The following is a 17104-nucleotide window of genomic DNA, read 5'->3' as shown; positions in this document are numbered from 1 at the left end:
TAGTGAGTACTCTCTCCCGTCGGAGATTTCTTCACTACTAATCTTAGTATGTTTGTCAACTGTCATAGGTTGCTATCAGCTAAGACTTGGAGAGGACCAGTTAGGTCTTCTCCTTTTTTTTACTCTGAAAGAGACCAGCAGACTATGTCTTGAGAGCTTGATTAATAGCTGCTTATGCAGTGATATCTGTGTTTTTTGTACAAAAATAAAACTTTGTCCAAGCTGTAAGCAAAATAGTTTCATTATCAAAGGATTTTATATATAATATACGGTACAAAGAGAGGATGCGTATGTACTGTGTAATAGAAATGTTTGGGGATTGTGAGCCTTGGTGGTTTTTGGAAGGCTGGGAAAGCGATATTATCGAGAAAAAGCAGTTCGCAGACTATTATGATGCTTTGAAATATTATAAATTACGCTGGGAGGAGATGGTGGCGTGCTCACCATTTTATAGAAGTCGCAGTGATTTAATGACTATTTTTTGGGATCCAAAGGAGAAAAGATGGTGTGAAGAATGCAATGAAGATATTCAGCAATATCATTCCCTCTTTTTACTGGAAAATGAATGTCGGATTTCTGAGGATAAATTCCGTCCAGGTTATGTTAGGCAAAATGGGACAGAAAACCATCGGGCCTGCCCTGTGAGGATTAAAACAATTCAAAAATAGAATAAAATATGAAGGTTGGGATTTTTCTCAGCCTTTTCTTTTTTCTTTTGCGAATAATAAGGTAAGGAGGACTTATGGTTCAAGAAATTGCAAAGGAAATGATTCAATTGGCCAGGCAGGAAGCGGCCCAAGATCTTTATCTGATTCCCAAGAGCTCTTGCTATGAGCTCTATATGCGAGTGGGTGATGAGCGGCGTTTCATTCAAACCTATGATTTTGATTTATTATCATCGGTCATCAGCCACTTTAAGTTTGTATCAGGCATGAATGTAGGGGAGAAGAGGCGCAGTCAGCTAGGTTCCTGCGATTATGATTGTGGGGATGTAACGGTCTCGCTTCGTCTGTCGACCGTCGGGGATTACCGTGGCTTCGAGAGTCTGGTCATTCGGCTTTTACATGATGAAGAGCGTGAGCTGCGTTTTTGGTTTGAAAATCTGCCTGATCTTCGTGAAAAAGTAAATTCTCGTGGTCTTTATCTGTTTTCAGGGCCAGTTGGCAGTGGAAAGACGACCCTGATGCATCAGCTGGCTCAGATGAGATTTGGGCAACAACAGGTCATGTCTATCGAAGACCCTGTGGAAATCAAGCAGGAAAACATGCTCCAGCTTCAACTAAATGAAACCATCGGCATGACCTACGACAGCCTCATCAAGCTATCTCTGCGCCACCGACCGGATCTTTTGATTATCGGGGAAATCCGCGATCAAGAAACGGCTCGTGCGGTGGTAAGGGCTAGTTTGACAGGGGCAACGGTCTTTTCAACTATTCATGCTAAGAGCATTCGCGGAGTGTATGAGCGCCTGCTGGAGCTGGGTGCCAGTGAGGATGAGCTGCGCATGGTGTTACAGGGCGTCTGTTACCAGCGCTTAATCGGGGGAGGAGGTGTGATCGACTTTGTCAACCAAGATTATCAAAAGCACGAAGCCAATCTCTGGAACCAGCAGATTGACCAGCTTTTTGCAGATGGACATATCACAGCTGATCAAAGGCAGGCAGAAAAAATTATCTACGCCTAAGCAAAAGAAGGTTATCGAGCTATTTCGCAATCTCTTTACCAGTGGTTTTCATCTGGCGGAAATTGTCGATTTTCTACGGCGGAGTGCCCTTTTAGAAGAGGCCTATGTCGCGGAAATGCGTTCGGGTTTGGCTGCTGGCCAGTCGTTTTCGCAGATGATGAAGCGTTTGGGCTTTTCAGATAATGTGGTCACCCAGCTATCTTTGTCAGAGCTGCATGGAAATCTAAATCTTAGTTTGGGTAAAATCGAGGATTATCTGGAAAATCTATCCAAGGTCCGTAAGAAATTGATTGAGGTGGGGACTTATCCCTTGATGCTGCTTGGGTTTCTAGTGCTGATTATGCTAGGCTTGCGTAACTACCTTCTGCCTCAGCTGGATAGTCAAAATATGGCTACTCAGTTCATTCACCATCTACCGCAGATCTTTCTGGGAAATGTTTTGGCGTTTTGCTTGGTGATTTGCGGTGGCTGGTTCTATTATCGCAAGAGCTCTAAGATGAGATTTTTCAGTCGTTTGGCCAAGATTCCTCTTGTTGGCATCTTAGTACGAGCCTATCTGACAGCCTACTATGCGCGTGAATGGGGCAATATGATTGGTCAAGGGCTGGAATTAAGCCAGATCTTTCTCATCATGCAGGACCAGCCGTCTCAGCTTTTTCAGGAGCTGGGGCGAGACTTGGAGACGGCCTTAGGTGCAGGTCAGGGCTATGCCGAGAAGGTCGGTACCTATCCCTTCTTTAAGAAAGAGTTAGCCTTAATCATTGAATACGGTGAGATCAAGTCTAAGTTGGGCGACGAATTGGAGCTGTATGCCGAAAAGACTTGGGAAGAGTTTTTCCTGAGAATCAACCGTGCTATGAATCTGATACAGCCTCTCGTATTTGTCTTTGTCGCCCTTGTGATCGTTTTGCTCTATGCAGCCATGTTGTTGCCTATTTATCAAAATATGGAGATTCAATTATGAAAAAATTAAAAACTTTGAAGGTTAAAGCTTTTACTTTGGTGGAAATGTTAGTCGTTCTTTTAATCATCAGCGTCTTGATGCTCTTGTTTGTTCCGAATTTGACTAAGCAAAAGGATACTATCTCAGAAAGCGGCAATGCAGCCGTAGTCAAGGTGGTAGAAAGTCAGGCTGAGCTTTATGAATTGAAGAATGTTAATGAAAAAGCTACTCTAGGAAAATTGGTTGCTGATGGTCGGATTACCGATAAGCAGGTGGCATCCTATAAGGCTTACTATGGAAAAAACAGTAGTGAAGCTCGTGCAGTTGCGGATTAAAGCTTTTACCTTGCTGGAAAGTCTCTTGACTTTATTTGTGGTCAGTTTTATTTTATTAGGTCTATCTAGCTCTGTTCAGGCTGGTTTCAATCAAGTGCAGGAGCAGTTATTTTTCATGGAATTTGAGCATCTTTATCAGGAGAGTCAAAAGCTGAGTCTGGCTGGGCATGAAAAGATAAAGCTGACCATTTCGGACCGTAAGATTTCCAATGGCTACCAGCAGGTGGAGTTTCCCAAGACCTTGCAGGAGCATGCTCCTCAGACTATTCAGTTTGATCAGGCTGGCGGGAATTCTTCGCTCAGCAAGATTGTTTTTCAAACGGAGGATAAAAGGGTTGTTTACCAGCTTTATATGGGCAATGGAAAATTTAAAAAGACGACGAATGAAGGCTAGCATTTTGCTGGAGGCTCTGGTGGCAATGGCGGTTTTTGCGGCTATTACCAGCCTCCTGCTTGGCCAAATTAGCCAGTCGCGGCAGGAACAGACTCGTTTATTGCAGGAGGAGGAAGTCCTACGGGTTGCTCGGATGGCCATGCAGACGGGGCAGGAAAGTCTGACAGTCAATGGCATCACGGTCCGCCAGGTCAAGACCGACCGACAATTAACCGTTTATCATCAGGAGGAGAAGGTGCTCAGTGTTAAAAAACGTTAGAATCAAAGCTTTTACACTTTTAGAGACTTTAGTTGCCCTGCTGGTTTTGAGCGGTGGGATGTTAGTTTTTCAGTCTATGACTAAGCTTTTGGCTTTTGAACTACGACATCAACAGGAAAATAAGCAGCAGGAATGGTTCTTATTTGTCGATCAGTTAGAGACAGAGCTATCACGCAGCCAATTTGACCGGGTCGAAAACGACAAAATCTATATCAAACAGGATGGCAAGAATCTGGCTTTGGGCAAATCTCGGGGTGATGATTTCCGGAAAACGGATGCTTCAGGGCGTGGTTATCAGCCTATGATTTATGGACTTAAAGCTGCTCCGGTCAGTCAGGAGGGAGACCTTGTCCGCTTTCGCTTCCGGTTTGACAATGATTTAGAAAGAGAGTACATCTATCGTGTGCAAGATAAAAGTTAAGGCAGGCATCTTGCTTTATGCCCTCTTCATGGCAGCGGTCTTCAGCTTACTTTTGCAGTTTTATCTGAATCGGCAGGTGACCAATCAACGCTTGTTTCAAGCCAATCGGGAGCGAACAGAGGCCCATGCTTTGGCTGTTTTGACCAAGGATACCGTCACAGATGATAGCGGTCAGTTAGCATTTGACCAAGGGAGCACCCATTATCGCCAGCAGGGGAAAATGCTGGAGGTCAGTAGCCAACTCGCCAATCAGAAGAGCTATTCTTTCTATTTTGAAAATAAGAAGGAGGCAGAAACGAAGACAAAAAATGCTAAAGAAAATGAAGAACATTCGTTTTCAATCGACAAAAACCGTAAGTGATAGAAATGTAAAAGATTTGTAATCCGATCCCCCTTGGAAAGACGTCTTCTTTTTGGTATCATAAGACAACGGAGGATGCCATGAAATTTGAAAAGATAGAACGAGCTTACAACTTGATTTTAGAAAATGTGCAAAATATCCAAAATGCTCTGGCAACCAATTTTTACGATGCCTTGATTGAGCAGAATGGGATCTATCTAGACGGGGATACCGATTTACAAGAAATTCTGAAAAATAACGAGAAGCTTCGCGCTTTGCATTTGACTAAGGAAGAGTGGCGTCGGGCCTATCAGTTTATTTTTATGAAGGCCTCTCAAACAGAGCCGCTTCAAGCCAATCATCAATTCACGCCTGATTCGATCGGTTTGTTGATTAGTTTTTTGATTGACCAGCTGGCAAAAGGTGAAAAGGTCGATCTTCTCGAAATTGGAAGCGGTATGGGAAATCTGGCTGAGACCATTCTCAATCATACTCAAAAAAATATTGATTATCTAGGTTTGGAAATTGACGATTTACTGATTGATTTGTCCGCTAGCATTGCTGAGGTCATGAATTCCAAGGCACATTTTGCCCAAGGTGATGCTGTGCGGCCTCAGGTTCTGAAAGAAAGTGATCTGATTATCAGTGATTTGCCAGTGGGCTATTATCCAGATGATGCAGTTGCAGACCGTTATGAGGTTGCCAGCCCGGAGGAGCATACGTACGCCCATCATCTCTTGATCGAGCAGTCGCTGAAATATTTGAAGCCGGGAGGCTATGCTATCTTTCTCGCACCAAATGATCTGCTGACGAGTAAGCAAAGTCACTTGTTTAAAAAATGGTTGCTTTCCAAAGCCCAGCTTTTTGCGATGATTGTCCTACCAGAAACTATTTTCTTAAGCAGTCAGCATGCCAAGACACTTTTTGTCTTAAGGAAACAAGAAGAGACAGACATTCAGCCTTTTATCTATCTCCTACAGGATTTGCAGAGCCAGAATGAGATTTTGAAATTTCGGGAAAGTTTTCAAAACTGGCGCAAAGATAGTGAAATTTAAACAAATTTTTGATATAATAGGTTTGAAAACGCTTAAAGAGGTGACGAAATGTCAAAAACTATTTCTATTAATGCTGGAAGTTCGAGTTTGAAATGGCAGCTTTATTTGATGCCAGAAGAAGAAGTGCTCGCAAAAGGCCTGATTGAACGGATCGGTCTCAAGGATTCTATCTCTACAGTAAAATTTAACGGCCGATCAGAAAAGCAAATTTTAGATATTGCTGACCATACTCAGGCCGTGAAAATCCTATTAGATGACTTGATGCGCTTTGATATTATCCAGTCTTATGATGAAATTACAGGTGTTGGCCACCGTGTCGTGGCAGGTGGGGAATATTTCAAGGAATCAGCTCTGGTAGATGAAGAAGTCATTGAAAAAGTCGAAGAATTAGCTCTTTTGGCTCCTCTTCATAATGGAGCAAATGCTGCGGGAATCCGTGCTTTCAAAGAAATCTTGCCTGATATTACCAGTGTCGTGGTTTTTGATACTTCTTTCCACACAACGATGCCAGAAAAGGCTTATCGTTACCCGTTGCCAACGAAATATTATACTGAAAACAAGGTTCGGAAATATGGGGCGCATGGTACCAGCCATGAATATGTCGCCCACGAAGCTGCGAAAGTATTGGGTAAACCGATTGAAGAATTAAAACTGATTACTTGCCATATCGGGAATGGAGCTTCTATCACAGCAGTTGATAAGGGAATTTCAGTAGATACTTCTATGGGCTTCACTCCGCTTGGTGGTATTATGATGGGAACGCGCACGGGGGATATTGATCCAGCGATTATTCCATATTTAATACAACATACAGATGATTTTAATACGCCGGAGGACATCAGTCGTATCCTGAATCGCGAATCTGGACTTTTGGGCGTTTCTGAAAGATCAAGTGATATGCGGGATATTCATGCGGCGATGCGTGCAGGTGATGAGAAAGCTCAGTTGGCCAATGAGATCTTTGTAGATCGAATCCAGAAATATATTGGCCAATACTTAGCGGTTTTAAATGGAGCAGATGCAATCATCTTTACAGCTGGGATTGGCGAAAACTCTGTAACGATTCGTCGAATGGTTATCGAAGGAATTTCTTGGTTTGGCTGCGATGTCGATCCCGAAAAGAATGTCTTTGGTGCAACAGGAGACATCTCAACAGAAGCTGCTAAAGTAAGGGTTCTGGTCATTCCGACAGATGAAGAATTGGTCATTGCGCGTGATGTAGAACGTTTTAAGAATCAATAATCAACCACAAAGCCCTCACTAGGATTATAGGCCTAATGAGGGCTTTTGATTTGTTTTCATCCGTTTGCAAGTGATTGCGTAGCAATCATGGACATCTGTCTCACTTGCTTTTAGCAACATATTTAGAAATTAGCTGTACAGGATGGGAAATTTTCGCTATACTAAGAAAATAGGAGGAAAGTATGAAAAGTTTTTTGAAAAAAATAGAATATAGTTTACTTGTTTTGTTTGTGGCTTTGCAAACTCAGGTCCCTTTTGTAGTGATTCAACAGTTTAAAGAAGGAGGGCAAGGTTTTTCAATGGGGCAGACCTTGCTTGTCTTGATGATTTATTTACTCATTATTTTTTATGCCCTGCGAATGGCCAAGAAAGAGGCCTTGCTGACCTTAGATTTTCGCTTTTTCAAATGGTCATCAGTCGGCTGGCTGGCTCTGTCTTATCTGATGACTTTTGTGGTTAGTATTTTGGCAGTGATTATTTTGATTTTAGAAGGTCAGCTTTCAGGAACGACAGCCAATCAAGCTGCTTTGGAAGGTTTATTTCAGCATATGCCAGTGGTTTTGATCGTTGTGGGAGCTGTCTTTGCAGCACCGATTTTAGAGGAAATTATTTTCCGTGGTTTGATTCCGAAAAAGCTATTTCCTAAGCATGATGTGATTGGTTTGGTGGTCGGCTCAGTTCTTTTTGGTCTTTTCCACGGTCCGACCAATATTGGCAGTTTTGTCCTTTATGCTGGTATGGGCGGAGTTCTGGCAATTGTAGTTTATCAGACTAAGCGTTTGGAAATGGGGATTTTAGCCCATATGTTGCGTAATGGCCTCGCTATCCTAATCATGTTGGCCATGAAGCGCTAATGATAGTCAGTTGAGAGGTGAAGAGGTCATTTTTGGCCTCTTTTTGACCTTTTAGGGTTAAAAAGTGTTTTTTTAGGATAGACAGCTAAGATGCTAATCCTTTTTCATTATAATTAAAGTTATAGTTCATCTTTAGGGAGTGAAAGGGAGATTATGCTCAGATTACAAAAAATGATTCAAATTTTATTAGTGGCGATGTTGACTCAAGCAAGCTTGCTGCTTTTGGCCCAACCAGTGTCGAATCGGCTAGTCTTATCTAGGCCTAGTTTTCTCTTTATCCTTGGCCTGATTCTCTGTCTCTTGTGTTATGCCTTTTATTTTTCACATGAGCTAGAGGATTTTAAGGAAGAAGTGCGCTCTTCAGAACGATTTCAGCACTTGCGCTGTCTCTATTTTTTGATGATTGCAGCCAATGCAGTGGGTGTGGTTCTTCTCTGTGGTTGGGAGACCTCGCTGCTAGCACCCGTACAGCAAATGTTCTCAGACAGTTTTTTCTCTTCCTCATTATTGCTGCTGGGCATGGATTTATTTGTCTCCTCACCACTGACTGCCAAGAAAATTACGCTAAAAGTGCGGATGAGCTATCGAGAAAATTGGGGGCTTGTGCTAGGGATTGCTCTCTTTTCTCTTTTTCGAAATCCTGGAGAATTGTCGTGTTTTCTTCTTTATCTTGGGTTAGGAACATGTTTTGTTCAGCTGTTAAAAGGGTGGGTGCAGCCACTGGAGCTGTCCTTGCTGGCTCATGTCATCCGAAATATTATCGTTCTCGGTCTTTTGCCCTTCTGTTTGTAAAAAGTGTTTTCTTAAATGGTAGAATTGTGGTAAAATGGTAAGTGAAACAAGAGTCTGAAAGGGCTGCTTGTAGGAACAAGTGCAGTTTATAAAACTGCTGCTGCATCTGCTGTTGGCTTTGCGGTACACTAGATAGGTGTACCCTTTTTGTTAAGAGGCAGCATTGGAAAGGAAATATGATAAATCTAAGACAGCTTGCCCCTGAAGGCAAGACGGCCCTTTGCGGGATTCTCAATGTTACCCCAGATTCCTTTTCGGATGGGGGCAGATATGATTCGGTGGAAAAGGCTCTGGAGCAGGCTCGAAAGATGAGAACTCAAGGAGCTCATCTGCTGGATATCGGCGGTGAGTCGACTCGTCCGGGCAGCTATTTTGTGGAAATAGAGGCCGAAATAGAGCGAGTGGTGCCGGTCATTGAGGCTCTTCGTCGGGAGAGTGATATCCTCATTTCTGTGGATACTTGGAAGGCACCAGTTGCAGAAGCAGCTTTGGCCGCTGGAGCCAATATCATCAATGACATCACGGGACTCTTGGGTGATGAGAGAATGGCAGTTGTGGCTGCCAGGGCTGGAGCACCAGTTATTGCCATGTTCAATCCAGTCATGGCTCGGCCCCAACACGCTAGCTCGAAAATCTTTCCGACTTTTGGCTTTGAACCTGCTTTTACCGAGTCAGAATTAGCAAATTTTGAGCAGCTGGATATTCAGGCTCTCATGTGGGCATTTTTTGAAAAGACACTGGAAAGAGCTGAGAAAGCTGGTCTGGAGAAGGAGCAAATTATGCTGGATCCAGGGATTGGTTTTGGTTTGACCAAGCGGGAAAATCTCTTGCTCTTACAGAAACTGAATAGCATTCATCGGGCTGGCTTTCCCATTTTTCTGGGGGTCTCTCGCAAGCGCTTTGTGGTCAATATCTTGGAGGAAAATGGTTTTGAGACCGACCCAGATACGGAAACTGGTTTTCAAAACAGAGATCTGGCTTCAGCTCATTTGACCAGCATTGCAGCTAGTCAGGGTGTCGAGGCTGTCCGAGTGCATGATGTGGGAGTCCACCGAATGGCAGCCGAGATTGGCGATGCTATCCGACTGGCTCAGAAAATGGAAGATCTAAATTTACGGCAGTATAAGTGAGTATGATAAAAGAAGAATTGCCAGATTTAAGCTGGCTGGAAGCCTATCGGACGGATATTCCTAATTTTGGCTTGGAGCGGATGGAGCGGATGCTGGCGCTGCGGGGAAATCCTCATTTGCAGCTGTCAGTGATTCATATAGGAGGGACCAACGGGAAGGGCTCAACCATTTCCCACCTGCGTCAACTCTTGGAAATGCGAGGTCTGCGTGTGGGAACCTTTACCTCCCCCTATCTGATCAGCTACAATGAACAAATCGCCATCAATGGTCGGCCTATTGCCAATCAAGATTTGGAGCGTCTGCTAGAGACTTATCGAGCTCTCTTTGAGGAGCAAGCGAATGATGAGGTTTTGCAGGGAGTGACTGAGTTTGAAATCATGACGGCTTTGGCCTATGATTATTTGGCTCAGGAGCGGGTCGATGTGGCCATTATGGAGGTCGGCATGGGTGGCCTCTTGGACAGTACCAATGTCTGCCGCCCTGATTTGACAGCCATTACGACCATTGGCTTAGATCATGTGGCTCTGCTAGGGCATTCTCTGGCAGCAATTGCCGAGCAGAAAGCTGGGATTATCAAGCCAAATGTGCCCTTGGTGACTGGACGGATTGAGTCAGAAGCTCTGGCGGTCATTGAGGACAAGGCTCATCAAATGCAAGCCCCCCACTATGTTTATGGGCAGTCTTATCAAGTTCAGAGCTTGGGCGGGACTGACTCAGGGGAGCATTTTAGATTTTCCAATGCTTATCGGGAGGAGGAGCATTACCTAACGCCTCTTTTGGGGCAGCATCAGGTAGATAATGCTGGTTTGGCTATTCAGCTCTGTGACCTCTATTGTCAGAGCAAGCAGCTACCGCTTTTAACAAAAGAGCAAATAGACACCGCTTTAGTGGCGACAAACTGGCCGGGTCGGATGGAGCAGATTTCGAACCAGCCTCGCATCTTGCTTGATGGCGCTCACAATCCTCATGCTATGGAGAGATTGACGAGGACTTTGAACCAACATTATCCAGACTTGGATAAGAGAATCCTTTTTAGCTGTATCCAGACCAAGTCTCTGGAGGAAATGGTAGGTCAACTCAAGCAAGTACCTAAGAGTCAGCTGATTTTGACCAGTTTTGCAGATCCACGGAGCTTTTCCAAAGAAAAAATGGAGGCGCTGGCTTGCGAGCAGGGCTTGAACTATGCTGATTGGCAGAACTTTTTAGAGGCTTATTTGAAAGTAGAGCACAGGGCTGATGAGCTACTGCTTATCACCGGCTCTCTTTATTTTCTGGCTCAGGTCAGGGCCTATATTATTGACAAACAAAAAGAATTTAGGAGCGTATATGGACACGAAGAAAATTGAAGCAGCTGTTGCCCAGATTATTGAGGCGATTGGCGAAGACGGAAGCCGCGAAGGCTTGCAGGAGACACCTCAGCGTATTGCTAAGATGTATCAGGAAATCTTTGCTGGGCTGGGCGAGACTGCTGAGGAGCATCTGGCTAAGTCTTTTGAAATCATTGACAATAATATGGTAGTGGAGAAGGATATTTTCTTTCATTCCATGTGTGAGCACCACTTCCTGCCATTTTACGGGAAGGTTCACATCGCTTATGTGCCTAATGGGCGGGTAGCAGGCCTGTCTAAGCTTGCCCGAACGGTAGAGGTCTATGCCAAGAAACCGCAGATTCAAGAGCGATTGACCGTGGAGATTGCTGAGGCCTTGATGGACTATCTGGGTGCTCAGGGAGCCTTGGTCTGGGTGGAAGCTGAGCATATGTGCATGAATATGCGCGGCGTCAGAAAGCCTGGCACTGCAACGGTTACTACAGCGGCGCGTGGCGTTTTAGCGACGGACAAGGATCTGAAAAATGAAGCTTACAAACTGATGGGGCATTAAGGACTTGACAATAAGGAGAGGATAGTCATGGATCAGCTACGGATTAAGGATTTGGAAGTGTACGCCTATCATGGTGTTTTTGGAGCGGAAAAAGAACTGGGCCAGCGTTTTGTGCTGGATCTGATTTTGGACTATGATATGACTCGAGCAGCCAAAACAGGCGACCTGACAGCTTCTATCCACTATGGAGAATTGGCTCAAGATCTGACCCACTGGTGTCAGGAAAGCAAGGAAGACTTGATTGAGACGCTGGCTTACAAGCTGATTGATCGGATTTTTTTGACCCATCCTTTGGTACAGAAGGTCAGCTTGGAGGTCAAAAAGCCTTGGGCGCCAGTGCCGCTGCCTTTAGAGACCTGCTCAGTCAAGCTCGTGCGTCAAAAGCGGAAAGCCTTTATCGCTCTGGGCAGCAATCAAGGTAGCCCAGCTGCCAATCTGGATGCTGCTTTGGAAAAAATGGTAGAGCAAAATATAAGAATTTTGCAGGCATCAAGTCGTATCGAGACAGAGCCTTGGGGTGGTGTTGAGCAGGATCCGTTTCTCAATCAAGTTGTTGAAGTTGAAACTTGGCTCAATCCTGAGGAATTAATGCAGACCCTGCTGGCTATCGAAGCGGAACTAGGGCGCGTGCGGGAGATCAAATGGGGACCGCGTGTGATTGATCTAGATATCCTTTACATAGGACAAGAAGAGTTTTATAGTCCGGACCTGATTGTTCCTCATCCTTATGTGGCTGAACGAGCTTTTGTCTTGCAATCTCTGGTGGAAATCGCCCCACACTTTGTCGATCCCGTGCAGAAAAAAAGTATCCGCCAACTCTGGGATGCAGTCGAAAAATGAGAAAAGAAAAAGATTTGAAGGAAAGCAAATCTTTTTCTTGACAAGATATGTAAAGAAGACTATACTATATTTGGGAAGTAAAGTTTGTTTTACATTATAGAAAGAAGGCAGCATTGGAAAATCGAATTCAAGAACTACGAAAAAGAAAAAAGCTCAGCCAGGAGGAGCTGGCTGAGAAGCTAGAGGTCACGAGACAAACGATTATTTCTTTGGAAAAAGGCCGCTACAATGCCTCGCTGCTTTTGGCTCATAAAATTGCGTCCTTTTTCAATTTAAGGATTGAAGAAGTTTTTCTCTTTGAGGAGGATGAATCATGAAATGGACTTATTTGTGTAAATGGATATTGGCTATTTTGGTGGTGGTTGGCTTATCTTATCTCCATTTTAAAGCCAATTTTATCCCTAAGGAAATCCTGCCTTTTGTGGGAATGTTCCTGATTGTGGTGATGTTGAAAATTTTTCAAGCGTATGAAAAATAGGAGGCGGATATGAAGACTCTAAGCAAAGAAGAATTTCGCAAAAAACTGCAAAGAAAAATCCTCATGGGGCGCATACTTAGCTTGGTTTTGTTACTGGGTCTGGCTTACAGTCATCTTCACTCTCTGGATGATTTGCAGGAAGGTATTTTGGTTGGACTGCTCTTGGGACTGTCTGGGATGACCATTCGCTACAATGCTGCTCTGGGGCAGAAGGACCGTTTCGAGCGGCTGTATATTCAGGTGACGGATGAGCGTAATCAGATGATTGATGAAAAGGCCCGAACTCTGCTTTTCAATATTCTCTTGCTTCTCGGTGCCTGCTTGACTGTCCTGTCCATGATTTTTCCCTTCACTCTGCCTCTCAGTCAGTTTTTGACTCTGACACTTAGCCTGGTTCTGCTCCTTTATTATATTTTGCGCTTTATCTTATCTAGACGTTATTAGAATAATGGTGTCTGAGAATCCTCAGTACGGTAAATCTAGGCGGGAACTTTTTATGCAATAGTCAACATAGCCGAATATTTTTTGGGCTATCCCTTGGATCGTTCAATGGATTGTCTGAAACATTCTTCTATGATAAAATAGAGTGCATGGATTTGTAGTGAACGTCAAGTCCAGTTTCCCGAGGAGAGATTTATGATTAATGTAGAAGAAATTTTGAGTAGGATGAATCCTAACCAGAGAATTAACTATGACCGCGTGATGCAACAGATGGTTAAGGTCTGGCAAGCAGATAATACTCGACCTAAAATTTTAATGCACGTCTGTTGTGCGCCGTGCAGTACCTATACGCTAGAGTATCTGACTCAGTATGCTGATGTGACGATTTACTTTGCCAACTCTAACATCCATCCAAAGGCAGAATATCACAAACGGGCTTATGTGACGCAGAAGTTTGTCAGCGATTTCAATGAAAAAACTGGAAATCATGTGCAATACATTGAGGCTCCTTACGAGCCTAGTGAATACCGCAAATTGGTTCGAGGATTGGAAGAGGAGCCAGAAGGTGGCGACCGTTGCAAGGTTTGTTTTGACTATCGCTTGGATAAAACCGCACAAATGGCTGTTGACCTAGGTTTTGACTATTTTGGTAGTGCCTTGACCATTAGCCCACACAAAAATTCCCAAACCATCAATAGTATTGGAATTGAAGTGCAAAAGATTTACACTACTCATTATCTGCCCAGTGATTTCAAGAAAAATCAAGGATACAAACGCTCTGTAGAGATGTGTGAAGAGTATGATATTTACCGTCAATGTTATTGCGGCTGTGTTTACGCTGCTCAGGCCCAGAATATTAACCTATTGCAAATTAAAAAAGATGCAACGGCCTTTTTAGCTGATAAAAATCCTGAAAAAGATTATTCACATATCAAATTTACGGTTACTCATCTGGATAGATAATCTATCTGTCCAAAGATTTTTGCCAATAAAATAGATCCCGGCTGACCAGAATCAGTCGGGATTATAGCTATTGATAGACTGGTTTTATCTATCTGAATCATAATAAAAATGTATCAAAAAAACTTTGTTAGCTTTAACAATGCAATCAGACTCTTGGAGATTGTAAATAAAATTTTTGACGATTACACTAGCAAACCATGATTTTTAATTTCTTCATCTTGTGACAGAACCAGAGACTTTCTAACGCTTCTTGCAGGACGCTGAGAAAATGATCAGCTATCATGCTTGATTTTGCCTAGTATGTTCTTTAATTTTCCTCGAGTATAAAAATTTCACTGTAAAATCATGACGAATTGAGTGACATGTTTCTTTAGAACAATCAAAAAAGCCTTATAAAACAAGGCTTTTTCTTCTGTATTTTTATGCCCCCTGCAGGGCTCGAACCTGCGACCCATAGATTAAGAGTCTACTGCTCTACCAACTGAGCTAAGGAGGCAACAGAAAAAGCTGTATTGGTGCCGGACCTTCACGATTTGTATTGAACCCGCGCAATTAAGCAGGTGGGCAACTCGCTCTAACTGAAGCTGCTTCCGCGTGACACGGCCTGCACGCTGTTAGAAGTCTTTTGTTTCCCTAGTAATACAAAAAATAGTCGGTCAACACTTAAGTGTGAAGTCGTACACCACAGCGTTTCTATAATTATGATACCATAAATTTTGAAAAATTCAAGAGAAAAATATGATTTTTTGCAAACGATGCCATCATTTTTTTAAGTAATCAATTTTATCCTTGGTCATTCCAAGGGCTCGCTCGTATTTGCCATTCTCATTAGGAGTGAAATAATTGGCATCTTTGATTTTGTCAGGCAGATAGTCTTGTTTAACCCAGTTGCCGGGATAAGAGTGGGGATAGAGATAGTTCTGAGCGTTGCCCAGTTCCTTACTGCCGGTATAGTGGCCATCTCGTAAGTGTCGGGGGATGGGCAGATTTCCCTTCTTTCGCAGGTCAGCTAAGGCCTTATCCATGGCCACATAGGCTGAGTTGGATTTGGGGGATAGGGCCAAGTCAATGACAATATTGGCAATGAGAATGCGGGCTTCAGGAAAACCAATCCGCTGAGCAGCCTCCAGAGCTGTGACGGTATGGACTTGAGCGTCAGGATTTGCTAGGCCAATATCCTCGTAAGCGATAACGGTCAGGCGTCGAGCCAGGCTAGGCAGGTCTCCTGCCTCAACTAGGCGAGCTGCGTAGTGAAGGCTGGCATTGACATCGGAGCCGCGGATGGACTTCTGCAGGGCAGAGAGGACATCGTAATGGCCGTCTCCGTCCTTATCCATGGTAATGTAGCTCTTTTGCAGGCTGTTTTCCATCACATCGAGCGTGATGTGGCGGATTCCCTTGTCATCCTCTGGGGTAGAGAGCACGGCCAGGTCCAGTGAATTATAGGCGGAGCGCAAGTCTCCGTTAGTAGAGATAGCAATGAAATCAAGAGCTTCATCGTCTAGCTCCACTGGGAAATCAAATCCTCGTTCCTTATCCGTCAAGGCTAGCTGAATGGCTGTCCGGATGTCTTCGTTGCTGAGGGGCTCAAGCTCAAATATCTGAACCCGGCTTCGGATGGCAGGGGTGACAGAAAAGAAAGGATTTTCTGTCGTTGCTCCAATCATGATGACCAGCCCGCTTTCTAATAGCGGCAGTAGGAAGTCTTGCTTGGTCTTATCCAAACGGTGAATCTCATCTAGCAGGAGAACTAGCCCGCCGGAAAATTTGGCTTCCTCAGCAATCTCCTGCAGGCGCTTCTTGCTATCTACGGTAGCGTTAAAGGTCCTAAAGGCAAACTTGGTTGTGCCGGCAATAGCCGAGGCGATAGAGGTCTTGCCGATGCCGGGTGGTCCGTAGAGGATCATCGAGGACAGGCGGTTGGCTTCAACCATGCGGCGGATGATTTTTCCAGGTCCGACCAGATGTTGCTGGCCGATGATCTGGTCAATGCTGGTAGGCCGCATGCGCAGGGCTAGGTTTTCTGGCATAAGATTTCCTTTCTGCAAGTGTTTTTCTTGGCTTTTTGTGTTACTATTGTAGATAGTAATATTTTATCACAATGAAAAGAGGAAATCATGGCTAAGTACGGTTTTTTGGAGATATTGGACGAGGAAATGGGGGGGAGCTTTCCTTTTGACTATGAGATAAACTGGGACAAGAAGAATCATGCGGTGGAAGTAGCCTTTCTCCTTGAGGTTCAAAATCCAGGCGGGATTGAGACTGTTGATGCTGAGGGCAATGCCTCGACTGAGGATATTTACTTTGAGGAAGCTGTACTTTTCTACAATCCGACCAAGTCTCGTTTTGAGGCAGAGGACTATCTGGCGGTTCTTTCCTATGAGCCTAAGAAGGGTCTGTCGCGGGAGTTTCTGGCTTATTTCGTGGATTTTCTTACCCAAACGGCTGAGTCAGGCCTCGATGCGCTCATGGACTTCTTAGCAGATCCAGAGGCGGCAGAGTTTGAGATGGCTTGGAATGCAGAGGCTTTTGAAAATGGCAGAGCGGACTTGACAGAGACGGAATTCTATCCTTATCCGAGGTATTAGGGGGCGCTTATGGAAAATGCAGAAGGACTAGATTTGCTGCACAAACAGATGGAGTTTTCTGGCTGCAAGATTGCCTTGCTTTGTGATGATAAGCTGCTCACCATATTACGAGATGATATTCCAACCATCCCTTGGCCAAATATGTGGGAGTTGCCGGGCGGTGGTCGCGAAGGAGAGGAGACTCCTTTTGAATGTGTCCAAAGGGAGGTTTTTGAGGAGCTTGGTTTGAAGCTTGAAGAAGCTGCTATTGTCTGGATTAAGGAATATCAAGGAATGCTTGATCCAGACAAAACCTCTATTTTTATGGTGGGAACCATCACTCAGAAAGATTTTGCCAGTATCGTCTTTGGTGATGAGGGGCAGGCTTATCAGATGATGGATATTCGCCAGTTCTTATTAGATAAAAAGGTTATTCCGCAGTTGCAGGACAGGTTGAGTGATTATTTGGATGGTAAATAGGTTCT

22 protein-coding genes, 1 tRNA gene and 1 pseudogene are annotated in these 17104 nt (G+C 44.1%); 22 read left to right on the top strand and 2 right to left on the bottom strand.

Annotated elements, in window-relative coordinates:
- Window positions 1-290: 290 nt before the first annotated feature.
- From SSIN_RS07190 to SSIN_RS07100, 20 genes and pseudogenes are all read left to right on the top strand, one after another.
- Complete coding sequence (locus SSIN_RS07190; protein WP_037617389.1) at window positions 291-668, top strand: DUF1033 family protein; 378 nt, start codon at window positions 291-293, stop codon at window positions 666-668.
- A 74-nt stretch (window positions 669-742) separates the two neighbouring features.
- Complete coding sequence (comGA, locus tag SSIN_RS07185; RefSeq protein WP_037617387.1) at window positions 743-1684, top strand: competence type IV pilus ATPase ComGA; 942 nt, start codon at window positions 743-745, stop codon at window positions 1682-1684.
- Entirely contained in the window at window positions 1632-2648 is a 1017-nt protein-coding gene (gene comGB / locus SSIN_RS07180; protein ID WP_052076772.1) for a competence type IV pilus assembly protein ComGB, read from the top strand. Before comGA ends, comGB begins: the two co-directional genes overlap by 53 nt.
- Window positions 2645-2962, top strand: a complete 318-nt coding sequence (gene comGC, locus SSIN_RS07175; protein ID WP_037617385.1) for a competence type IV pilus major pilin ComGC — start codon at window positions 2645-2647, stop codon at window positions 2960-2962. Before comGB ends, comGC begins: the two co-directional genes overlap by 4 nt.
- The gene (comGD, locus tag SSIN_RS07170) at window positions 2922-3356 is read left to right on the top strand and encodes a competence type IV pilus minor pilin ComGD (protein WP_037617383.1); all 435 of its coding nucleotides are present in this window, start codon (window positions 2922-2924) and stop codon (window positions 3354-3356) included. Before comGC ends, comGD begins: the two co-directional genes overlap by 41 nt.
- A complete protein-coding gene (comGE, locus tag SSIN_RS07165; RefSeq protein ID WP_209325465.1) occupies window positions 3322-3615 on the top strand; it encodes a competence type IV pilus minor pilin ComGE in 294 nt (97 codons plus the stop codon). The genes comGD and comGE overlap by 35 nt, the downstream gene beginning before the upstream one ends.
- Window positions 3578-4036 carry a competence type IV pilus minor pilin ComGF gene (gene comGF, locus SSIN_RS07160; RefSeq protein WP_425314567.1) on the top strand — a complete coding sequence of 153 codons (459 nt, stop codon included), beginning with the start codon at window positions 3578-3580 and terminating at the stop codon, window positions 4034-4036. The genes comGE and comGF overlap by 38 nt, the downstream gene beginning before the upstream one ends.
- Window positions 4017-4397 carry a competence type IV pilus minor pilin ComGG gene (gene comGG / locus SSIN_RS07155; RefSeq protein WP_037617377.1) on the top strand — a complete coding sequence of 127 codons (381 nt, stop codon included), beginning with the start codon at window positions 4017-4019 and terminating at the stop codon, window positions 4395-4397. The genes comGF and comGG overlap by 20 nt, the downstream gene beginning before the upstream one ends.
- 80 nt (window positions 4398-4477) lie before the next feature.
- Window positions 4478-5431: a class I SAM-dependent methyltransferase gene (locus tag SSIN_RS07150; RefSeq protein WP_037617373.1), complete on the top strand. Its 954-nt coding sequence runs from the start codon at window positions 4478-4480 to the stop codon at window positions 5429-5431.
- Between the two features lie 48 nt (window positions 5432-5479).
- The gene (locus SSIN_RS07145) at window positions 5480-6673 is read left to right on the top strand and encodes an acetate kinase (protein WP_037617372.1); all 1194 of its coding nucleotides are present in this window, start codon (window positions 5480-5482) and stop codon (window positions 6671-6673) included.
- 142 nt (window positions 6674-6815) lie between these two features.
- A pseudogene (locus SSIN_RS07140) lies at window positions 6816-7527 on the top strand (CPBP family intramembrane glutamic endopeptidase).
- A 153-nt stretch (window positions 7528-7680) separates the two neighbouring features.
- Window positions 7681-8319, top strand: a complete 639-nt coding sequence (locus SSIN_RS07135; RefSeq protein ID WP_037617366.1) for a hypothetical protein — start codon at window positions 7681-7683, stop codon at window positions 8317-8319.
- A gap of 176 nt (window positions 8320-8495) precedes the next feature.
- Complete coding sequence (folP, locus tag SSIN_RS07130) at window positions 8496-9449, top strand: dihydropteroate synthase (protein WP_037617364.1); 954 nt, start codon at window positions 8496-8498, stop codon at window positions 9447-9449.
- A gap of 2 nt (window positions 9450-9451) precedes the next feature.
- Entirely contained in the window at window positions 9452-10795 is a 1344-nt protein-coding gene (locus SSIN_RS07125; RefSeq protein ID WP_037617362.1) for a bifunctional folylpolyglutamate synthase/dihydrofolate synthase, read from the top strand.
- Complete coding sequence (folE, locus tag SSIN_RS07120; RefSeq protein WP_037617359.1) at window positions 10776-11330, top strand: GTP cyclohydrolase I FolE; 555 nt, start codon at window positions 10776-10778, stop codon at window positions 11328-11330. Before SSIN_RS07125 ends, folE begins: the two co-directional genes overlap by 20 nt.
- 27 nt (window positions 11331-11357) lie before the next feature.
- Complete coding sequence (folK, locus tag SSIN_RS07115; RefSeq protein WP_037617357.1) at window positions 11358-12170, top strand: 2-amino-4-hydroxy-6-hydroxymethyldihydropteridine diphosphokinase; 813 nt, start codon at window positions 11358-11360, stop codon at window positions 12168-12170.
- Window positions 12171-12283: 113 nt separating this feature from the next.
- Window positions 12284-12487: a helix-turn-helix transcriptional regulator gene (locus tag SSIN_RS07110; protein WP_002896748.1), complete on the top strand. Its 204-nt coding sequence runs from the start codon at window positions 12284-12286 to the stop codon at window positions 12485-12487.
- On the top strand, window positions 12484-12648 hold the full coding sequence (locus tag SSIN_RS10580; protein ID WP_156956305.1) for a hypothetical protein: 165 nt from the start codon (window positions 12484-12486) through the stop codon (window positions 12646-12648). The genes SSIN_RS07110 and SSIN_RS10580 overlap by 4 nt, the downstream gene beginning before the upstream one ends.
- A 9-nt stretch (window positions 12649-12657) precedes the next feature.
- A complete protein-coding gene (locus tag SSIN_RS07105; protein WP_037617353.1) occupies window positions 12658-13092 on the top strand; it encodes a DUF2178 domain-containing protein in 435 nt (144 codons plus the stop codon).
- Between the two features lie 192 nt (window positions 13093-13284).
- Complete coding sequence (locus tag SSIN_RS07100) at window positions 13285-14052, top strand: epoxyqueuosine reductase QueH (protein WP_037617351.1); 768 nt, start codon at window positions 13285-13287, stop codon at window positions 14050-14052.
- Between the two features lie 423 nt (window positions 14053-14475).
- Here the strand turns inward: SSIN_RS07100 and SSIN_RS07095 are convergent.
- Window positions 14476-14548: transfer RNA gene (locus tag SSIN_RS07095), tRNA-Lys, on the bottom strand.
- Window positions 14549-14813: 265 nt separating this feature from the next.
- Complete coding sequence (locus SSIN_RS07090; RefSeq protein ID WP_037617349.1) at window positions 14814-16082, bottom strand: replication-associated recombination protein A; 1269 nt, start codon at window positions 16080-16082, stop codon at window positions 14814-14816.
- 87 nt (window positions 16083-16169) lie between these two features.
- Here SSIN_RS07090 and SSIN_RS07085 point away from each other — a divergent pair, with 87 nt between their 5' ends.
- Both SSIN_RS07085 and SSIN_RS07080 read left to right on the top strand, forming a co-directional pair.
- Window positions 16170-16640, top strand: coding sequence for a DUF3013 family protein (locus SSIN_RS07085; protein ID WP_037617347.1), 471 nt, complete (start codon window positions 16170-16172; stop codon window positions 16638-16640).
- A gap of 9 nt (window positions 16641-16649) precedes the next feature.
- On the top strand, window positions 16650-17099 hold the full coding sequence (locus SSIN_RS07080; RefSeq protein ID WP_037617345.1) for an NUDIX hydrolase: 450 nt from the start codon (window positions 16650-16652) through the stop codon (window positions 17097-17099).
- Window positions 17100-17104: the final 5 nt, after the last annotated feature.

This window comes from Streptococcus sinensis, from assembly GCF_000767835.1.
Lineage (GTDB): Bacteria > Bacillota > Bacilli > Lactobacillales > Streptococcaceae > Streptococcus > Streptococcus sinensis.
The sequence above is the reverse complement of the archived record's forward strand: the minus strand, read 5'-3'. Positions and strand labels throughout refer to the sequence as shown.